At 76.2% G+C, this 14820-nt stretch carries 20 protein-coding genes; 7 read left to right on the top strand and 13 right to left on the bottom strand.

Features of this window, described 5'->3' with window-relative positions:
* Positions 1-22: 22 nt before the first annotated feature.
* From ACI797_RS14495 to ACI797_RS14480, 4 genes are all read right to left on the bottom strand, one after another.
* Positions 23-1099 carry a Glu/Leu/Phe/Val dehydrogenase dimerization domain-containing protein gene (locus tag ACI797_RS14495; RefSeq protein ID WP_456859385.1) on the bottom strand — a complete coding sequence of 359 codons (1077 nt, stop codon included), beginning with the start codon at positions 1097-1099 and terminating at the stop codon, positions 23-25.
* 61 nt (positions 1100-1160) lie between these two features.
* Positions 1161-1355 (bottom strand): antitoxin, encoded by a 195-nt coding sequence (locus ACI797_RS14490; protein ID WP_456859384.1) that lies wholly within the window; start codon positions 1353-1355, stop codon positions 1161-1163.
* Between the two features lie 38 nt (positions 1356-1393).
* A complete protein-coding gene (locus tag ACI797_RS14485; RefSeq protein ID WP_456859383.1) occupies positions 1394-1795 on the bottom strand; it encodes a hypothetical protein in 402 nt (133 codons plus the stop codon).
* Positions 1792-2802, bottom strand: coding sequence for a LacI family DNA-binding transcriptional regulator (locus ACI797_RS14480; protein WP_456859382.1), 1011 nt, complete (start codon positions 2800-2802; stop codon positions 1792-1794). The genes ACI797_RS14485 and ACI797_RS14480 overlap by 4 nt, the downstream gene beginning before the upstream one ends.
* Positions 2803-2839: 37 nt before the next feature.
* Between ACI797_RS14480 and ACI797_RS14475 the strand changes: the two genes are divergently transcribed.
* Complete coding sequence (locus ACI797_RS14475; RefSeq protein ID WP_456859381.1) at positions 2840-4324, top strand: MFS transporter; 1485 nt, start codon at positions 2840-2842, stop codon at positions 4322-4324.
* Positions 4276-4419 carry a hypothetical protein gene (locus tag ACI797_RS14470; RefSeq protein WP_456859380.1) on the top strand — a complete coding sequence of 48 codons (144 nt, stop codon included), beginning with the start codon at positions 4276-4278 and terminating at the stop codon, positions 4417-4419. The genes ACI797_RS14475 and ACI797_RS14470 overlap by 49 nt, the downstream gene beginning before the upstream one ends.
* A gap of 14 nt (positions 4420-4433) precedes the next feature.
* Here ACI797_RS14470 and ACI797_RS14465 read toward each other — a convergent pair whose 3' ends face one another.
* Positions 4434-5342 carry a Dyp-type peroxidase gene (locus tag ACI797_RS14465; protein WP_456859379.1) on the bottom strand — a complete coding sequence of 303 codons (909 nt, stop codon included), beginning with the start codon at positions 5340-5342 and terminating at the stop codon, positions 4434-4436.
* A 58-nt stretch (positions 5343-5400) separates the two neighbouring features.
* Between ACI797_RS14465 and ACI797_RS14460 the strand changes: the two genes are divergently transcribed.
* Both ACI797_RS14460 and ACI797_RS14455 read left to right on the top strand, forming a co-directional pair.
* Positions 5401-5790 carry a nuclear transport factor 2 family protein gene (locus ACI797_RS14460; RefSeq protein ID WP_456859378.1) on the top strand — a complete coding sequence of 130 codons (390 nt, stop codon included), beginning with the start codon at positions 5401-5403 and terminating at the stop codon, positions 5788-5790.
* A 43-nt stretch (positions 5791-5833) separates the two neighbouring features.
* A complete protein-coding gene (locus ACI797_RS14455) occupies positions 5834-6274 on the top strand; it encodes an SRPBCC family protein (RefSeq protein ID WP_456859377.1) in 441 nt (146 codons plus the stop codon).
* 3 nt (positions 6275-6277) lie between these two features.
* On the opposite strand, the gene ACI797_RS14450 is transcribed toward ACI797_RS14455, so the two are convergent.
* Together ACI797_RS14450 and ACI797_RS14445 are read right to left on the bottom strand one after the other, a co-directional pair.
* Complete coding sequence (locus ACI797_RS14450; RefSeq protein WP_456859376.1) at positions 6278-6868, bottom strand: TetR/AcrR family transcriptional regulator; 591 nt, start codon at positions 6866-6868, stop codon at positions 6278-6280.
* Positions 6865-7707: an SDR family NAD(P)-dependent oxidoreductase gene (locus ACI797_RS14445; protein WP_456859375.1), complete on the bottom strand. Its 843-nt coding sequence runs from the start codon at positions 7705-7707 to the stop codon at positions 6865-6867. The genes ACI797_RS14450 and ACI797_RS14445 overlap by 4 nt, the downstream gene beginning before the upstream one ends.
* A gap of 252 nt (positions 7708-7959) precedes the next feature.
* On the opposite strand from ACI797_RS14445, the gene ACI797_RS14440 reads away from it, so the two are divergent.
* On the top strand, positions 7960-8085 hold the full coding sequence (locus ACI797_RS14440; protein ID WP_456859374.1) for a hypothetical protein: 126 nt from the start codon (positions 7960-7962) through the stop codon (positions 8083-8085).
* A gap of 68 nt (positions 8086-8153) precedes the next feature.
* On the opposite strand, the gene ACI797_RS14435 is transcribed toward ACI797_RS14440, so the two are convergent.
* Entirely contained in the window at positions 8154-8918 is a 765-nt protein-coding gene (locus ACI797_RS14435) for a class II glutamine amidotransferase (protein WP_456859373.1), read from the bottom strand.
* 249 nt (positions 8919-9167) lie between these two features.
* Between ACI797_RS14435 and ACI797_RS14430 the strand changes: the two genes are divergently transcribed.
* Positions 9168-10151, top strand: a complete 984-nt coding sequence (locus ACI797_RS14430) for an ATP-binding cassette domain-containing protein (RefSeq protein ID WP_456859372.1) — start codon at positions 9168-9170, stop codon at positions 10149-10151.
* Complete coding sequence (locus tag ACI797_RS14425; RefSeq protein ID WP_456859370.1) at positions 10148-10984, top strand: ABC transporter permease; 837 nt, start codon at positions 10148-10150, stop codon at positions 10982-10984. The genes ACI797_RS14430 and ACI797_RS14425 overlap by 4 nt, the downstream gene beginning before the upstream one ends.
* 31 nt (positions 10985-11015) lie before the next feature.
* Here ACI797_RS14425 and ACI797_RS14420 read toward each other — a convergent pair whose 3' ends face one another.
* The 5 genes from ACI797_RS14420 to ACI797_RS14400 are packed head-to-tail and all read right to left on the bottom strand — an operon-like array spanning position 11016 to position 14797.
* Positions 11016-11453, bottom strand: a complete 438-nt coding sequence (locus ACI797_RS14420; protein ID WP_456859369.1) for an SRPBCC family protein — start codon at positions 11451-11453, stop codon at positions 11016-11018.
* 44 nt (positions 11454-11497) lie between these two features.
* Positions 11498-12331 (bottom strand): helix-turn-helix domain-containing protein, encoded by an 834-nt coding sequence (locus tag ACI797_RS14415; protein ID WP_456859368.1) that lies wholly within the window; start codon positions 12329-12331, stop codon positions 11498-11500.
* Complete coding sequence (locus tag ACI797_RS14410) at positions 12332-12685, bottom strand: iron chaperone (RefSeq protein ID WP_456859367.1); 354 nt, start codon at positions 12683-12685, stop codon at positions 12332-12334.
* 9 nt (positions 12686-12694) lie between these two features.
* A complete protein-coding gene (locus ACI797_RS14405) occupies positions 12695-13129 on the bottom strand; it encodes a hypothetical protein (protein WP_456859366.1) in 435 nt (144 codons plus the stop codon).
* A gap of 51 nt (positions 13130-13180) precedes the next feature.
* Positions 13181-14797, bottom strand: a complete 1617-nt coding sequence (locus ACI797_RS14400; protein ID WP_456859365.1) for an amidase — start codon at positions 14795-14797, stop codon at positions 13181-13183.
* Positions 14798-14820 lie beyond the last annotated feature (23 nt).

Below are 14820 nucleotides of genomic sequence, written 5' to 3'. Positions count from 1 at the left end.
CCCAGCCCCGCCACGCGGCGGCCTACGAGTCCGGCTGCGGCCGGTCGGTACGGGCCAGTCGCTCCCGCACGAGGGTCTCGGCGGCGGTCAGCGTGCTGACCCCGTCGGCGCTCGCCCGGGCGAAGACACCCCTCACCGTGTCCGCGATCCCGCGCAGGCGGGCCTCGAGCTGGTCCGTCGTCCACCCGAGCAGCTCGAGGCCGACGCCGTGCAGGACACCGCCGCAGTTCACGACGAAGTCGGGAGCCCACGAGATCCCCGCCTCGGCGAGCCGCTCGGCGACCGACGGGTCGGTCAGCTGGTTGTTGGCGGCGCCCGCGATCCCGGCACAGGCGAGGCGGGGGACGTCGTCGACGGCGAGCACTCCGCCGACCGCACACGGGGCCAGCACGTCGCACGGGTGCTCGAGGATGCGGTCCGCCGGGACGGCCCTCGCGCCGAGGCGCCGGGCGAGGACGGCCGCCCGGTCCGGGTCGACGTCGGCCACGGTGACGTCGGCGCCGGCTTCGTGCAGACGGGTGGCGAGGAGCGCCCCCACCGCCCCGGTGCCCTGGACGGCGATCCGCCGCCCCTGCAGCTGGGGAGACCCGTGCAGGCGCTCGAGAGTCGCCCGGATCCCGTGGAGCACGCCCGCGGCCGTGGCCGGCGCCGTGCTCCCGGAACCGCCTCGCTCCGGACTCCGGCAGAACACGTGGTCGGTCACGTCCGCGATCACGTCCATGTCGGCGGGAGAGGTGTTCACGTCCGGGGCCGTCGAGTACAGGCCGCGCATCCCGGCCAGGACACGTCCGAACTCGGTGAGCAGCCGCACCCGCCCGCGCCCGTCCGGGATGCGGGGAACCGCGAGCACCGCCTTGCCGCCTCCGAGCGGCAGGTCGCACACCGCGAACTTCGCGGTCATGGCCGACGACAGGCGGTGGGCGTCGAGTACGGCGTCGGCGAGCGTCGCGTAGACCGCCATCCGGCACCCGCCGGCTGTCGGTCCCAGCGCGGTGGAGTGGACGGCGACGACGATCCACGCATCCGCGCCCCGGGCCCGGTGGACGACGGTCAGCTCGCCGTCCCACCGGTCCAGCACCTGTTCCAGGACGTCCGCCACGGGCACCTCCCCGGAGCCGGTGGGCGGCGGCGGGTGTCGCCCACCGCCGCCAGCTCCCGGCCTACGAGCCGGGCTGCTGCTGACCGATGTGCTGGTCGGCCAGGTCGCCGGCCTTGTCCGACTGCTGGTCGAACCTGCCGCCGGTCTTGTCGTCGGCGAACTGCTCGGCCCGGTCCAGCGCCTGGTCGCTGTGCTTCTCGCCCTGCTCGCTGTCCAGGGCGTTCTTCGCCTTGTCGGCGAGGCCTCCCACGTCCATGCCGTGCTCCTCCGGTTCGGTTGCGGTGCCCGCAGCGCCTACCCGGGGAGCCGGCCGGTGACCCGCCCGTGGCGGAGGAACCAGGTCGGCACGGCGAGTCCGCCCAGCGCGGCCGGCGCGCCGCCGGACAGCACGCCGAGGCGGGCGACGTCGTCCGGCAGTGGCGCGCGCCGGCTGCTCAGCCCGATCCAGGCGGCCAGGGCGCCGAACCCGCCCAGGGCGACCGGCATCTGCACGCGGAAGGGCACCAGGCCGGTGACCAGGGCCGGCCCGGCGAGGGTGAGCACGCCCGTCGCGGCGAGCCCGAGCCGGCGGGTCCACCGGTCGGGGCTGGCGGCCAGCACGACCGCCACGAGCAGCCCGTTGGCGGCCATGCCCGTCATCCCGGCCGCGCGGGCCCACGGCGCCGCGCGTCCGAGGTCCGCGGCTGCGCGGGTCACCGCGTGCTCCGCCGCTCGACGACCGCCCACGACGGCTCCGGCCCCGGCGGGTCACCGACGACCAGCCGCGCGCAGCGCCGGCCCTGGTCCTGCAGCGACTGCCGCACGGTGGTGAGCCCTGCCTCCGCCGCGCCGGCGGCGTCGTCCCAGCCGGTGACGGCCAGCTCGTCGGGCACCGACCGCGTCGTGGCGCGCAGCGTCGCGAGGGCCACCTGGTCGCCCATGGCCAGCACGGTGTCGGTGCCGGCCGGGAACCGGGCGATCGCGCGCTCGGCCTCGGCCGGGTCGTTGCGGGCGAGCACGACGACCGGGACCTCGGCCCAGTCGAGCCCGGCGGCGGTGACGGCGTCGCGGTAGCCGGCCAGCCGCTCGCGCGTCACCGGGAAGGGCGCCGCCTCCGGGTCGGGCCCGAACAGCAGGCCGGGCTCCCGGCGGCGGTCAAGCGGGAAGGCGAGCACGCCCGGCCGGGCCGACCCGCGCAGCCCGACCGCGGCCACGGCCGCCGCGGCGGCCCGGTTGTCGATCGTGACCACGTGCAGCCCCTCGACCGCCGGTCCGCTGTGCACGACGGCCGGGCGCGCGGAGGCGGCCACGGCCGCCAGCACGGGGTCGTCGTCGACCGTCGTCCAGACGACGAACCCGTCGACCGCGGCCTCGCGCACGCGGTCGACGTCCGAGGCCTCGCCGGAGATCGGGATCAGCGTGAGACCGAGGCCGTGCTCGGTGCAGACCTCGGCGATGCCGGCGAGGAACGCGGTCGCCTGCGGGTCGGCGAAGGCGTAGGTGAGGTGCTCGCCGAGGACGACGCCCAGGTTGCCGGTGCGGCCCCGGCGGAGGTTGCGCGCCGCCGCGTCCGGGCCCGGGTAGCCCAGCCGGGCGGCGGCCTCGAGGACCTTCTCCCGGGTCGCGGGCGCCACCCGGTCGGGCCGGTTGTAGGTGTAGCTGACCGTCATCGCCGAGACGCCGGCCGCCCGGGCGACGTCGGGCATCGTCGGTCTCCGTGCCATGGTGCGAGACTAGCGCAGGCTGTGTAACGTTAAGATCATGCGGACGGCGACCTCACCCTCCTCCCGGACGGCCTACCTCGCCTTCGCCTCCTACGGGGCGCTCTGGGGGGTGTGGGGCGCCGCCCTGCCCGCGGTGCGCGACGCCGCCGGCGTCACCCAGGGGCAGCTGGGGACGGCGCTGCTGTTCATCGGCCTGGGCGCGCTCCCCGCGATGCTGCTCACCGGCCGGGCGGTCGACCGCTTCGGGGGCCGGGCGGCGGCGGTGACGCTGGTCCTGATGGCGGCGGCCGGGGTCGCGGTGGCGACGGCCGCCTCGGACGCCGTGTCGCTGGCCGTGCTGCTGCTCCTGCTCGGCGCGATGTCCGGTTCGGGCGACGTCGGCATCAACGCGGTGGCCGGCGCCGCCGAGCGCCTCACCGGGCGGCCGGTGCTCACCCGGGCGCACGGGGTGTTCTCGACGGCGGTCGTCGCCGGGGCGCTGGGCACCGGCGGCATCCAGGCGCTGGGACTGCCCGTGGCCGTCGCGTTCGGCCTCGTCGTCCTGGCCACCCTGGCCGCCGCCGTCTCGCTGTGGCCGGTGCGGCCGGCCACCGGCGTGGCCGTGCCGGCCGCCGGGTCGCCGCCCGCGCGCACGCCCTCGTGGGTGCTGCCGCTCGTCGCCGTCGGGCTGGTCGGGGCCCTGGCGTTCGCGGTGGAGAACGCCCACCAGTCCTGGGGCGCGGTGTTCCTGGCCGACGAGCTCGCCGTGGCCGGCGGGCTGACCGCGACCGCCCCGGCGGTCTTCGCCGGCGTCGCGGCGGCGGCCCGGTTCGCGGCCGGGGCGTCGGCGCGCGTGCCGGCCGGGGCGCTGCTCACCGGCGGCGCGGTCACGGCCGCCGCCGGCACCCTCCTGCTGGCCCGCTCCTCGTCGTCGGTCACCGCGCTCGCCGGGCTGGCGCTCGCCGCCGCCGGGACCGCGGTGCTCTTCCCGACCCTGATGCGCACCGCGCTGGCCGACGTCCGCGACGAGGTGCGCGGCCGGGCCACCTCCGCCGTCTCGACGACCTCCTACCTGGGCTTCGTGCTGGGCCCGGTCTTCGTCGGCGCGCTGGCCGACGCGGCGGGCCTGCGCACGGCGATGCTCGGCGTGGCCGCGCTGGCCCTGCTCACCGCCGTCGTGGCCCGGCCGGTCGCCCGGTGGGGGAGCGCGGCCGTGGGGCAGCGCGCCGGGTCGTCGTTCCCGCGGGAACGCCCCTCCGCCCGCCCTCCACGCCCGTCGCCCGCGCTGCAGCGCGGGCGGTGCGCGCGGAGAGCGGGCATTCCGGAGGGCGAGCCCGGCTGCCGGGCCCTCGGAGGAGGGAGGGCGGGAACCCGGTCCGGCGCGCGGGGCGTTGGCGGGGGGACGATGGGCCCAGGCACACCCGAGGAGGGGCGATGGACTACCTGCGCCGGCTGCAGTACGAGCGGCCCGTGCTCTTCTGGATCGTCCTCCTGGTGGGCTTCTGGCTCGGCTTCCAGCTCGTCCTCTTCGTCGCCCAGATGATCCTCGGGCCCTTCGGCCTGCCGTCGTGGGTGCCGATCGTGGTCGTGATGGGCGTGCTCGTGCTCATCGCCCGCCGCCAGCAGCGCTCGCGGTAGACCCGCGGGTCGGGTCAGTCGTCGTCCACGGGGGCGAAGCGGGCGAGGGACCGGACCGACGGCACCGTGTAGTACGAGCCGCTGAGCGGGACCAGCCAGTGGGTGAGGCCGTCGCGGACCCGGTCGGTCGCCCCGGCCATGCGGCGCAGCATCTCGTGCATCCGCCAGCGGTCCTGGGCGAACCCGACGAACGCCGTCCCGTGGTCGGTCACCCCGCCGTAGGCGACGTTGCGGCGGAAGATGCGCAGCTCCTCGCCGTCCCGCTCGACCGTCGTCCGTGCCACGTGCGCGCTGGGCGGCATGTCGTCCTCGTCGAACTCGACGCTGTCGGCCTTGGTCCGGCCCATCGCCCGCTCCTGCCCGCCGGTCCCGAGCGACTCCCACGCCCGGGTGTCGTGCCGCCAGACCTGGAAGAGCACGACCGACGAGCCGGCGCCCGGCCCGTCGGCCACCGCGACCACCCCCGGTGCCTCCAGCAGCGAGGGGTTCTCGGTGCCGTCGATGAACCCGGTGAGGTCGCGGTCGTGGTGGTAGAGCCAGCCGGTGACCTCGCGGGCGACGTCGGCGACCTCGCGCAGCTGGTCGATCACCAGCCGGGTGTTGTCGAAGACGGCGGACCGGTCGCCGCCGGCCACCCACACCCACGCGTCGTGCTGCGTGGCCGGCATGGCGAACCCGCCCGGCCCCTGCACCGGCTCGTCGAACCCGGCCGCGTCGGCCGGCGCCTCACCCGGTGCGACGGCGACCCACAGCTCCGGCCGGAACGCCACGACGAGGTTGACCCCGCCCGTGGTCGACAGCGGCCCGGACAGCGAGGCCACCGCCCGCACCAGCTCCTCCGGCGACACCCCGGGGAGGAGGTCCAGCTCCAGGTAGCAGTGCTCCGGCGTGCCCAGGGCGAAGATCCCGGTCTGCGGCGTCACGGGGGTACACGGTGCCAGGTCGCCGATGAGAAGAGGCGGCTCCCGGCGTCCTTGCTGCATGGACGACACCGACATCCGGGACCTGGTGCACCGGTGGGCCGACGCGGTGCACGAGGGCCGGCTGGACGACGTCCTGGCCGACCACGCCGCCGACATCCTCATGTTCGACGTGCCGCCACCCGACGACGGCGTGCGGGGGATCGACGCCTACCGGGAGACCTGGCCCCCGTTCTTCGAGTGGCAGCGGTCCGGGGCGTCGTTCGAGGTCGTCGAGCTGCAGGTGACCGCCGGCACCGACGTCGCGTACGCCGCCGCGCTGCTGCGCTGCGGTACGGCCGACGACCTCGCGGAGCACCCGGGACGGCGGCTGCGGCTCACCCTCGGCCTGCGCCGGCAGGACGGCCGCTGGGTGGTCGCCCACGAGCACCACTCCTTCCCCGACGGGTGAGCCCCGAGGGGTGAGCGGCGCACCGCCCGGGCAGGATGCGCCCATGGCGGTCGTCAACGTGCTGGTCCCGCGCCGTCCCGAGCAGGTCTGGGACGTGCTCGCCGACGGGCACGCCTACGCGGAGTGGGTGATCGGCACCAAGGAGATCCGCGCCGTCGACCCCGGTTGGCCGGCGGTGGGGACGGCGCTCCACTACACCGTCGGCGTCGGCCCGCTGACGCTGAAGGGACGCACCACGGTCCGGCAGCTCGACAAGGGCCGCCGGCTCGGGCTCGAGGCCGACGCCGGCCTGCTCGGCTCGGCGCGGATCATGATCGAGCTCGACGAGTGGGGGGAGGACACCGTGGTCGAGCTGGACGAGCACCCGCTGCGCGGGCCGGCGTCGTGGCTGCACAACCCGGTCTCCGACGCGCTCATGCTGCTGCGCGGCCGGCCGATGGTGCTGCAGTTCGCCCGCGTGGTGGAGAAGCGGCACCCGCGCTGATCCTCACCCGTCGGTGCGGACCGCCCGCCAGACCAGGTCGGCGATGCCCGATGCGGCGACGGCGAGGTCGACACCCGGGCCGGCGGCCAGCCAGCGGCGGGCCCGCTCGGCGGCCGGCCCGATGACCACCACCTCCAGCACGTCGGGCGGCACGTCGACGATCCGCCCCGCCGCCACCTGGCGGGCGAACCAGCCGTGCAACTCCTCGATGCGGGCGGCCTGGGAGGCCGCGATCCGCGGCGCGTGCTCGGGCAGGAACGACGCGTACGACGACGCGTGCACGTACCGGGCGACGTCCGGGTGCTCGCGGGTGAAGCGCAGGTACGCGGTCACCACGGCCCGCACACCGGTGCGGGCGGTGCGCGCCCGGCGCAGGTCGGCGAGGACGGCGTCGAGCAGTTCCCCCAGGCAGCGCTCGTACAGCGCGGCGGCCAGCCCGCCGGCGCTGCCGAAGTGGTGGTACAGGCTGCCGAGGCTCACCCCGCTGCGCTCCAGCACGGCGTGCACGGTCATGCCGTCGTGCCCCTGTTCGGCGTGCACCGCCAGCGCGGCGTCGAGCAGCCGCGCGCTGGTCTCCCTGCCGCGCGCCGTCACGGGCCGGCCCCGGTGAGCCGCTCGGCCTCCGCCCACAGGGCCGCGGCCAGCGCCGGGTCGGCGGCCGGGGGAGCGGGCTCCTTCTCCGTCTCCTCCTCGACGTAGCGCCCGGTCACCCCGGCGAACTCCGCCGCCGTGGCCAGCCGCACGACGCGCGCCGCGCCGGCCTCCGCGGGCTCCCAGCTGCGCTTGACCAGCGCGAGCAGCAGCCCGACCGGACCGCGGCGGTCGCCGAGGCCGGTGCGCAGGACGCCGGGGTGCACCGCGTTGATCGTCGTCCCCGAGCCGGCCCAGCGCCGCGCCCACAGCGGGGTCACCAGCAGGTTGGCCAGCTTGGTGTCGGCGTAGGTGCGCAGCCCCGAGAACCGGCCGCCCACCGCCGTCACCCCGGGCTCGGCGCGGCCCTTGACGTAGATGCCCGCGCTCACCTGGACGACCCGGGCCCCCGACCGGGCCAGGCGCTCCTCGAGCAGGGCGTTGAGCAGGAAGGGCGCGAGGTGGTTGACCGCGAAGGCCGCCTCGACGCCGTCGGCGTTGAGCACCCGGCGGCTGGGCCAGGCGCCGGCGTTGTGCACCAGCACGTCCAGCCGCGGGCAGGCGTCGAGCAGCGCCGCGGCGGCCTTGCGCGTCGACGCGGTGTCGCCGAGGTCGCCGACCACCAGTTCGGCGTCGGCGCCCTGCGCCCGGAGCCGGTCGCGGGCCGCCGTCCCCCGGCCGGGGTCACGGGCCAGGAGGACGACGCGCCGCCCCTGCCCGCCCAGCGCCTCCGCGACGGCGAGCCCGAGGCCGGCGGCACCGCCGGTGACGACGGCGACCGGGCGGGAGGACGCGGAGGGCACGCCGGCGACCCTAACCGGTTCTGGACTGATGTTCTAGAGAGAAGTTCTAGTGCTGTGACTTGAGGGCCTCAGCGCACGGTGAGCGACCGCAAGATCGCGTCGCGGAGCGGCGCGACCGTCCGAGACCGGCGCGTGATCTTCGTCGCGGCGGGGTGGCTTGTCGCCATGTCGACATGTCGGGGATGGTGGACCGGCGTCGGGTACGCGGGGGGACCGGAACGACAGCGACCGGCGCAGAATGGTGGAGACCTCATGCTGTGGGCCGTCGGGTCCGCCCTCGGGCTGCTCGTGATGACGTTCCTCATCCTCGCTCTCGCCCGGCCGGTCACCGCCCGCTGGGAGGAGGAGCAGCGGCCGCCGGTCACCGCGGACGACTGATCCGCCGGTCCTGCTCGGCGTACGCGTCGAGCAGCCGGTGCGCCCCCTGACCCGCCGCCCACCCGCTGCTAGGCGACGAGCACCCCGTCGTCGTCCAGGGACCGGAGCGAGACCTCCAGGGTCCCCCGGCGCACGGAGAGCAGGTCCCCGTTCCCGAGCGCCGACCAGTCGCGTCCCCAGCCGCTGGACGCGACGACGACGGCGTCGCCGGTGACCCGGTAGCGCAGCTCGTAGTAGTCGGGACCCTCGTCGAACTCCTGCGACGCGGCGTGGTTGACACGGCAGACGGCGTGGAGCTCGTCGGGCGTGAGCAGCAGGCAGTTGAGGCTGGTGAAGTCGCCGGTGGCGGCCAGCTCGCCCACGGTGTCGAGGAGGGCCTCCGCGGGCGCGAGGCCGTCGCGCATCCGGGCCAGGACGGCGAGGAAGTAGCGCTCGCTGTCGGTGTCCCCCCGCCGCTCGCGGCGCAGCCGCCAGGGGATCAGCCGGTCGACCGACCGCGGCGGGATGATCGAGCCGTTGTGCGCGAAGGCCACCCGGCCGTCGGTGAACGGGTGGGTGTTCTCCAGGCCGATGCCCAGCCCCAGGGTCGCCCGGCGCAGGTGCGCCAGCCCCAGGTCGGCGCGCCCGGCGCGCGCCAGCTCGGCGAACTCGGCGTTGCCGCGGGCGGCGTCGGCCTGCTTGCGCACCTCCACGCCGGCGCCGGTGCTGCGCGCCAGCCCCCAGCCGTGGGCGTGCTTCGCCGACAGCTCGGTGAACGCGTCGAGGTCGGCCTCGCCGAGCAGGTCGCGCAGCGGCGTGGGCACCCGCGAGGCCCAGCCCAGGAGTCGGCACACGGCTCCCCACGATGCCGCGCCCGGGTCGCGGACGCCGGGACCCCGGGGTGCGTCGTCCGGCACACCGGCGCAGCCGTCCCAGCCGTCCCAGCGGAAAACCAGTGGCGCCGCGATGACTTCCGCCCGCCAATCCTGTCGTAGGGGCAGAGGACGCTGCAGGCAGTCCGGGAGGCGCGGACGGCGCCTCTTGACCTCGAGTCGGCTTGAACCCCGACGCTGGCGACGACGCAGCGCGGAGAGGACGAGGACATGACCCAGACGCCGTTGGCCATCGAGGCGACCGGCCTGACCAAGTCGTTCGGCAGCACCCAGGCCGTGGCCGGCATCGACCTGGCCGTGCCGGCCGGCGCCATCTACGGCGTGCTCGGGCCGAACGGGGCCGGCAAGACCACCACCATCCGCATGCTCGCCACCCTCATCGCGCCCGATGGCGGCAGCGCGCGGGTGCTCGGGCACGACATCGTCGCCGACGCCGACGCCGTCCGCGGCGCGGTCAGCCTCACCGGGCAGCTGGCGTCGGTCGACGAGGAGCTGACCGGCCGGGAGAACCTGATCCTGCTGGGCCGGCTGCTCGGCCTGGGCCGCCCCGCGGCCAGGGCGCGGGCCGACGAGCTGCTCGAGGCGTTCGGCATCGCCGAGGCGAGCGGTCGGCTGGTGAAGAACTACTCCGGCGGCATGCGCCGCCGGCTCGACATCGCCGCCAGCATCGTCGTGACGCCGGAGCTGATGTTCCTCGACGAGCCCACCACGGGCCTCGACCCGCGCTCGCGCAACCAGGTGTGGGAGATCGCGCGGGCGCTGGTCGCCGGCGGGACGACGATCCTGCTCTGCACCCAGTACCTGGAGGAGGCCGACCAGCTCGCCGACGGCATCGCCGTCATCGACAAGGGCCGCGTCATCGCCGAGGGCACCCCCGGCCAGCTCAAGGCCTCGGTCGGCTCCGGCGGGCTGCACGTGCGGCTGCTCGACCCCGGGCAGCGCCCGGAGGCGGCCGCCGTCCTCGAGCGGGTGGTCGGCCCGCCGGTGCTCGAACCCGATCCCGCCGCGCTGTCGGCGTCGTGCGCCGACGCCGCCCTCGCCGCGGAGGGCGTCGCCGCGCTGGCGCGCGCCGGCATCGGCATCGCCGACTTCGCCCTGTCCCAGCCCAGCCTCGACGAGGTCTTCCTCGCCCTCACCGGTCACGCCGCCGAGCCGGCCGCCGACGAGCCGACCCTGCAGGAGCAGCCGTCATGACCACCGCCACCGAGACCACGGCTGCCGCCGACACCGCCGCCGTCCGCCGGGCGATCGCCGGCACCACCCGCCCGCCGCGCCCCGGCCGGCTGTCGACCGCGCTCACCTTCGGCTGGCGGGGCATGCTCAAGGTCAAGCACGTCCCCGAGCAGCTGCTCGACGTCACGGTCACGCCGGTGATGTTCGTGCTGATGTTCACCTACCTGTTCGGCGGCGCCATCGCCGGCTCCACCGGCGCCTACCTCGAGTACGTGCTGCCCGGCATCCTGGTGATGTCGGTGCTGTTCACGACCGTCTACTCCGGCGTCTCGCTGAACACCGACCTGACCAAGGGCGTGGTCGACCGGTTCCGGTCGCTGCCCATCTGGCGCCCGGCGCCGCTGCTGGGCTCGCTGCTCGGCGACAGCGTCCGCTACGTCATCGCCGGCACGGTGATCATCGCGCTGGGGCTGGCGCTCGGGTACCGGCCCGACGGGGGAGTGCTCGGCGTCCTCGGGGCGCTGGGCCTGGTCGTCGTCTTCTCGTTCGGGCTGTCGTGGGTGTTCTCGGTGCTCGGCCTGCTGCTGCGCTCGCCGAACGCGGTCATGAACGCCGGCTTCATGGGCATCTTCCCGCTGACGTTCCTGTCCAACGTGTTCGTCGACCCGACCACCCTGCCCGGGCCGCTGGAGGCGTTCGTCGACGTCAACCCGATCTCGGTCCTGGCCACGGCGTCGCGGTCGCTGATGGAGGGCGAACCCGACGGCACGGCGATCGTGGTCTCGCTCGCCGTCGCCGCCGTGCTCGCGCTGGTGTTCCTCCCGCTGACCACCCGGCTGTACCGGAGCCGGTGACGCAGCCGGTGACGCAGCCGGTGACGGAGCCCTACCGCAGCCGCTGACCCACGGCGCGGGCCAGCGCGTCGAGCTGGCCCGCGTCCTGGCGGCGGATCGCCGCCCGGATCACCGGCGCCAGCAGGCCCCACGGCCCGCGGGTGCCGACGTCGGCCACCAGCTCGAGCCGGCTGCCCCCGTCGGCCGGCTCGACCGAGTAGCGGTAGTCGGCCGTCACGCCGCCCTGCACCGACCGGAGGGTGAGCGAGCGGCCCGGGTCCAGGGCCACGATCTCGCTGCGCCGCTCCCGGCCCCGGGCGGTGAACGTCAGCGCCGTCCCCACGGCCGTGGGTCCCTCGGCGCGGATCGCGTCGACGCCGAGCCAGCCGGCCGCGGCCGGCCAGTCGGTGAGCTGGTGCCACACCCGGTCGGCGGGGACGTCGAGGGTGCGGGAGGCGGTGAAGGCGGTGCGGAGCGGAGGGCGGGCCATGGCGGCAGCGTGACCGTCGCCGGCTCGGCTGTCTTGGACGGATTTCACCCCGGGTCGGGCACGAACCCGGGCGCCTGCTCGCCGGGGGAGAGGTGGGCCCGCTGCGCCGCGACGTAGGCCGAGGGCGGCACGCCGGTGGCGCGGGCGACGTCGCGGACCAGGTGCGCCTGGTCGTACCAGCCCAGCTCGGCGGCGTGCTCGGTCCAGGCGACCCGGTCCTGCACGTCGATCCGCTCCAGCAGCCGGCGCACCCGCAGCACCCGGGCCAGCGTGCGCGGGCTCAACCCGACCACCCGGGTGAACTGCCGGTCGAGGTGGCCGTGCGAGACCCCGAGCCCGGCGGCGAGCTCGGCGATCGGCCGGGCCGGGTCGGCCTCCAGCGCGGCCACCGCGGCGGCGCACCGGTCCAGGCCGGGCACGGACTCGTCCAGGCCGGCGGTGAGGGCCTCCTCGGTCGCGTCGAGCAGCGCCCCGGCGTCGTCGCCGAGGTCCAGCAGCCGCCTCCGCAGGGCGCGGGCCGCCGGCCAGGCGGCGAGCAGGTCGACGACCCGGCCGCGCAGCGGGGCCGGGTCGACACCGAGGGCGGCCCGGCAGCCGACCGGGGTGGTGACCACGCCGACCACCTCGGTCCGCCCGGTCGGTTCGTTGCCCAGCGGCCGGTCGTGCGGGCCGATGAGGAAACCGGTGTCGGCGAGGAAGGGCGGCCCGCCGTCCGGCGTCTGCCGGATCGGCGGCCCGAGGAAGATCCCGGCGACGGTGGAACCGGTCGGCGCGATCCGCTCCCGGCGGTAGGGGATCTGCCCGGAGGCGTGCCACACCGACTCGACGTAGCGGCCGAGCCGCCCGCCGGGGCGGCGGTCGGTGAACGCGAAGGACACCTAGTCGCGCTGCCGGGCCAGCGCGGCGGCCATCCGGCCCACCAGCTCGTAGGGGATCGGGCGGGCGAGGGGCAGGCGCATGGTGCCCCTGTCGGTGCCGCGGTAGGGCTCGAGCGCGGCACCAAGCTCGCCGTCGAGCTCGGGGAACGGGTAGAGGCCGATGTGCCGCTTCCAGGCGGCGACGTGCAGCAGCGGCCGGCCGTCGAGGGTGAACGTCGGCATCTTGTAGCTGATCGTCTCGCCGGCTCCCGGGACGGCGGCGTGCACCGCGTCGCGGAGGCCCTCCAGGACCGGCCGCACGTCGTCGGGCAGCGCGGCGACGTACTCGTCGACGGACGCGTCTCGACCGGTCATGCGCCGTTCCTACCGCGCGAGGGGGCCCTCCGGCGGCCCGACGAGCTCGGTGACCGCGCCCCCCGCGGCGAGGTGCAGGCTCCACGTGCCCTCCGCCGCGCCGTCGAGGACGTCGTGCAGCGCGTCGACCCACTCGGCGTCGTCCAGCCGCATCGCCGGCGCGCCCGGCCGGCAGAGGGCCATCGCCAGGTGGCTGCCGCGCGGCAGACCCTGCTCGCAGATCGCCTCGTGCAGGTCGAGCAGGCCCGACAGCAGCAACCGGTCGGGCACCGGCGGGACGTCGTCGACGGGCAGGACCAGCGGCAGCATCAGGCCGTCGGGGGCCACCCAGGCCAGCCAGAGGCTGCGGCGGCGGAACACCGGCGGCTCGAGCAGGCCCGCCCAGCGGGCGGTGAGCTCGGCGGCGGAGCGGACGGGGCTCTCGGGGCTCGGCACGGTCGTCATGGCGGCACGGTGTCAGCTCCCGCGCCGAGCCCGCCGGCCGTTTCCACAGGCTCAGCCGACGGTGGCCAGGTACTCCGGGGCTCGGCGGGCGGGGGAGGCGGCCTCGAACGCGGCGGCCAGGTCCAGCAGGGCCGCGTCCGACCAGCGGGCGCCGAAGAACGTGATGCCCACCGGCAGTGCCTCCTCGGGCCCGGCGAACCCGGCCGGCACCGCGATGCTCGGGTAGCCGGCCACCGCGGCGGGCGTCGAGGTGCTGTACACGAACTCGTCGCCGGCGCCGTCCTCGTCGAGGTAGCGGGTGACCCAGGCGGGGGTGCCGGTCAGCCCGACGATCGCGTCGAGGTCGTCCTCGGTGCCCAGCCCCTGGGCCAGCACCTCGTCGACCGACCGGCGGGCCAGGTCGCGGATCGTGGCCCGCAGCTCGGCCACCGACGGGTCCTCCTCGGGCACCGGCGCGGCCAGCGCCTGCTCGAACAGCTCCTGCCCGAAGTGCTCGAGCTCGACGTCGTCCTGCTCGTTGAAGGCGATCAGCCCGGCCAGGTCCTCCGGGTGGTCGCCCGGCGTGGCCGCCAGGTAGACGTCGACGTCGCGGTGGAACTCCGCCAGCAGCGCCGGCGTCTCGCCCTCGAGGATCCCGGCCTGGTACGGCAGCTCGACCTCCACCGTGGTCGCCCCGGCCGCCTCCAGCACCTTCACCGCGCGCTCGTACACGGCCTCGGTGGCGTCGTCGACGGCCTCGGACTGCTCGGGGGTGAGCGTCCACACCCCCATCCGGGCGCCGTCGAGCGCCGCCGGGTCGAGCGCGGCGGGGTCGGCGTCGAGGTCGGCGGGGATCTCCGCGGTGGCCGGGTCGGCGGGGTCGGCCCCGGCGAGGACGGCCAGCAGGACCGCCGCGTCGACCGCGTGCCGCGCCATCGGCCCGGCGGTGTCCTGCTCGGCCGAGAGCGGCACGATCCCGTCGCGGCTGACCAGGCCCAGCGTCGGCTTGAGCCCGACGATCCCCGTGGTGCCGGCCGGGCAGACGATCGACCCGTCGGTCTCGGTCCCGACGGCCACCTGCGCCAGGCTGGCCGCCACGCCGACCGCCGAGCCGCTGGACGAGCCGCACGGGTTGCGGTCGAGCACGTGCGGGTTGTGCGTCTGGCCGCCGACGGCGCTCCACCCGCTGGTCCCGCCCTCGCCGCGGAAGAACGCCCACTCGGAGAGGTTGGCCTTGCCGATCACCACCGCGCCGGCCTCCCGCAGCCGGCGGGTGATCGTGGCGTCGTCCGGCTCGCTGCCCAGCAGGGCGCGCGACCCGGCGGTGGTGGGCAGGTCGGCGGTGTCGATGTTGTCCTTGAGCAGCACCGGGATGCCCTCCAGCGGGCTGCGCGGGCCCGATCCGGCGCGCACCCGGTCGCTCTCCTCCGCCTCGGCGACGGCGTCCTCGTTGACGTGCAGGACGGCGCCCAGGTCGTCGTCCAGGGCCTCGATGCGCGCCAGGTACGTCTCGGTCAGCTCCACGGCGGTCAGGTCGCCGGCGGCCATCCGCTCCTGCAGCTCGGGGATCGTCAGGGCGTCGAGCTCCTCGCCCGGGGCGTCGGCGACGGTCGGCTCGGGCGGCGCCTCGGCGCCGCAGCCGGGGAGGACCAGCGCGAGGACGGCGACGACGGCGGCGGTGCGGCGCACGGGCTCTCCTCGGGGGGCATGCG

The sequence above is a fragment of the Geodermatophilus sp. SYSU D00691 genome (assembly GCF_054050275.1).
The sequence above is the reverse complement of the archived record's forward strand: the minus strand, read 5'-3'. Positions and strand labels throughout refer to the sequence as shown.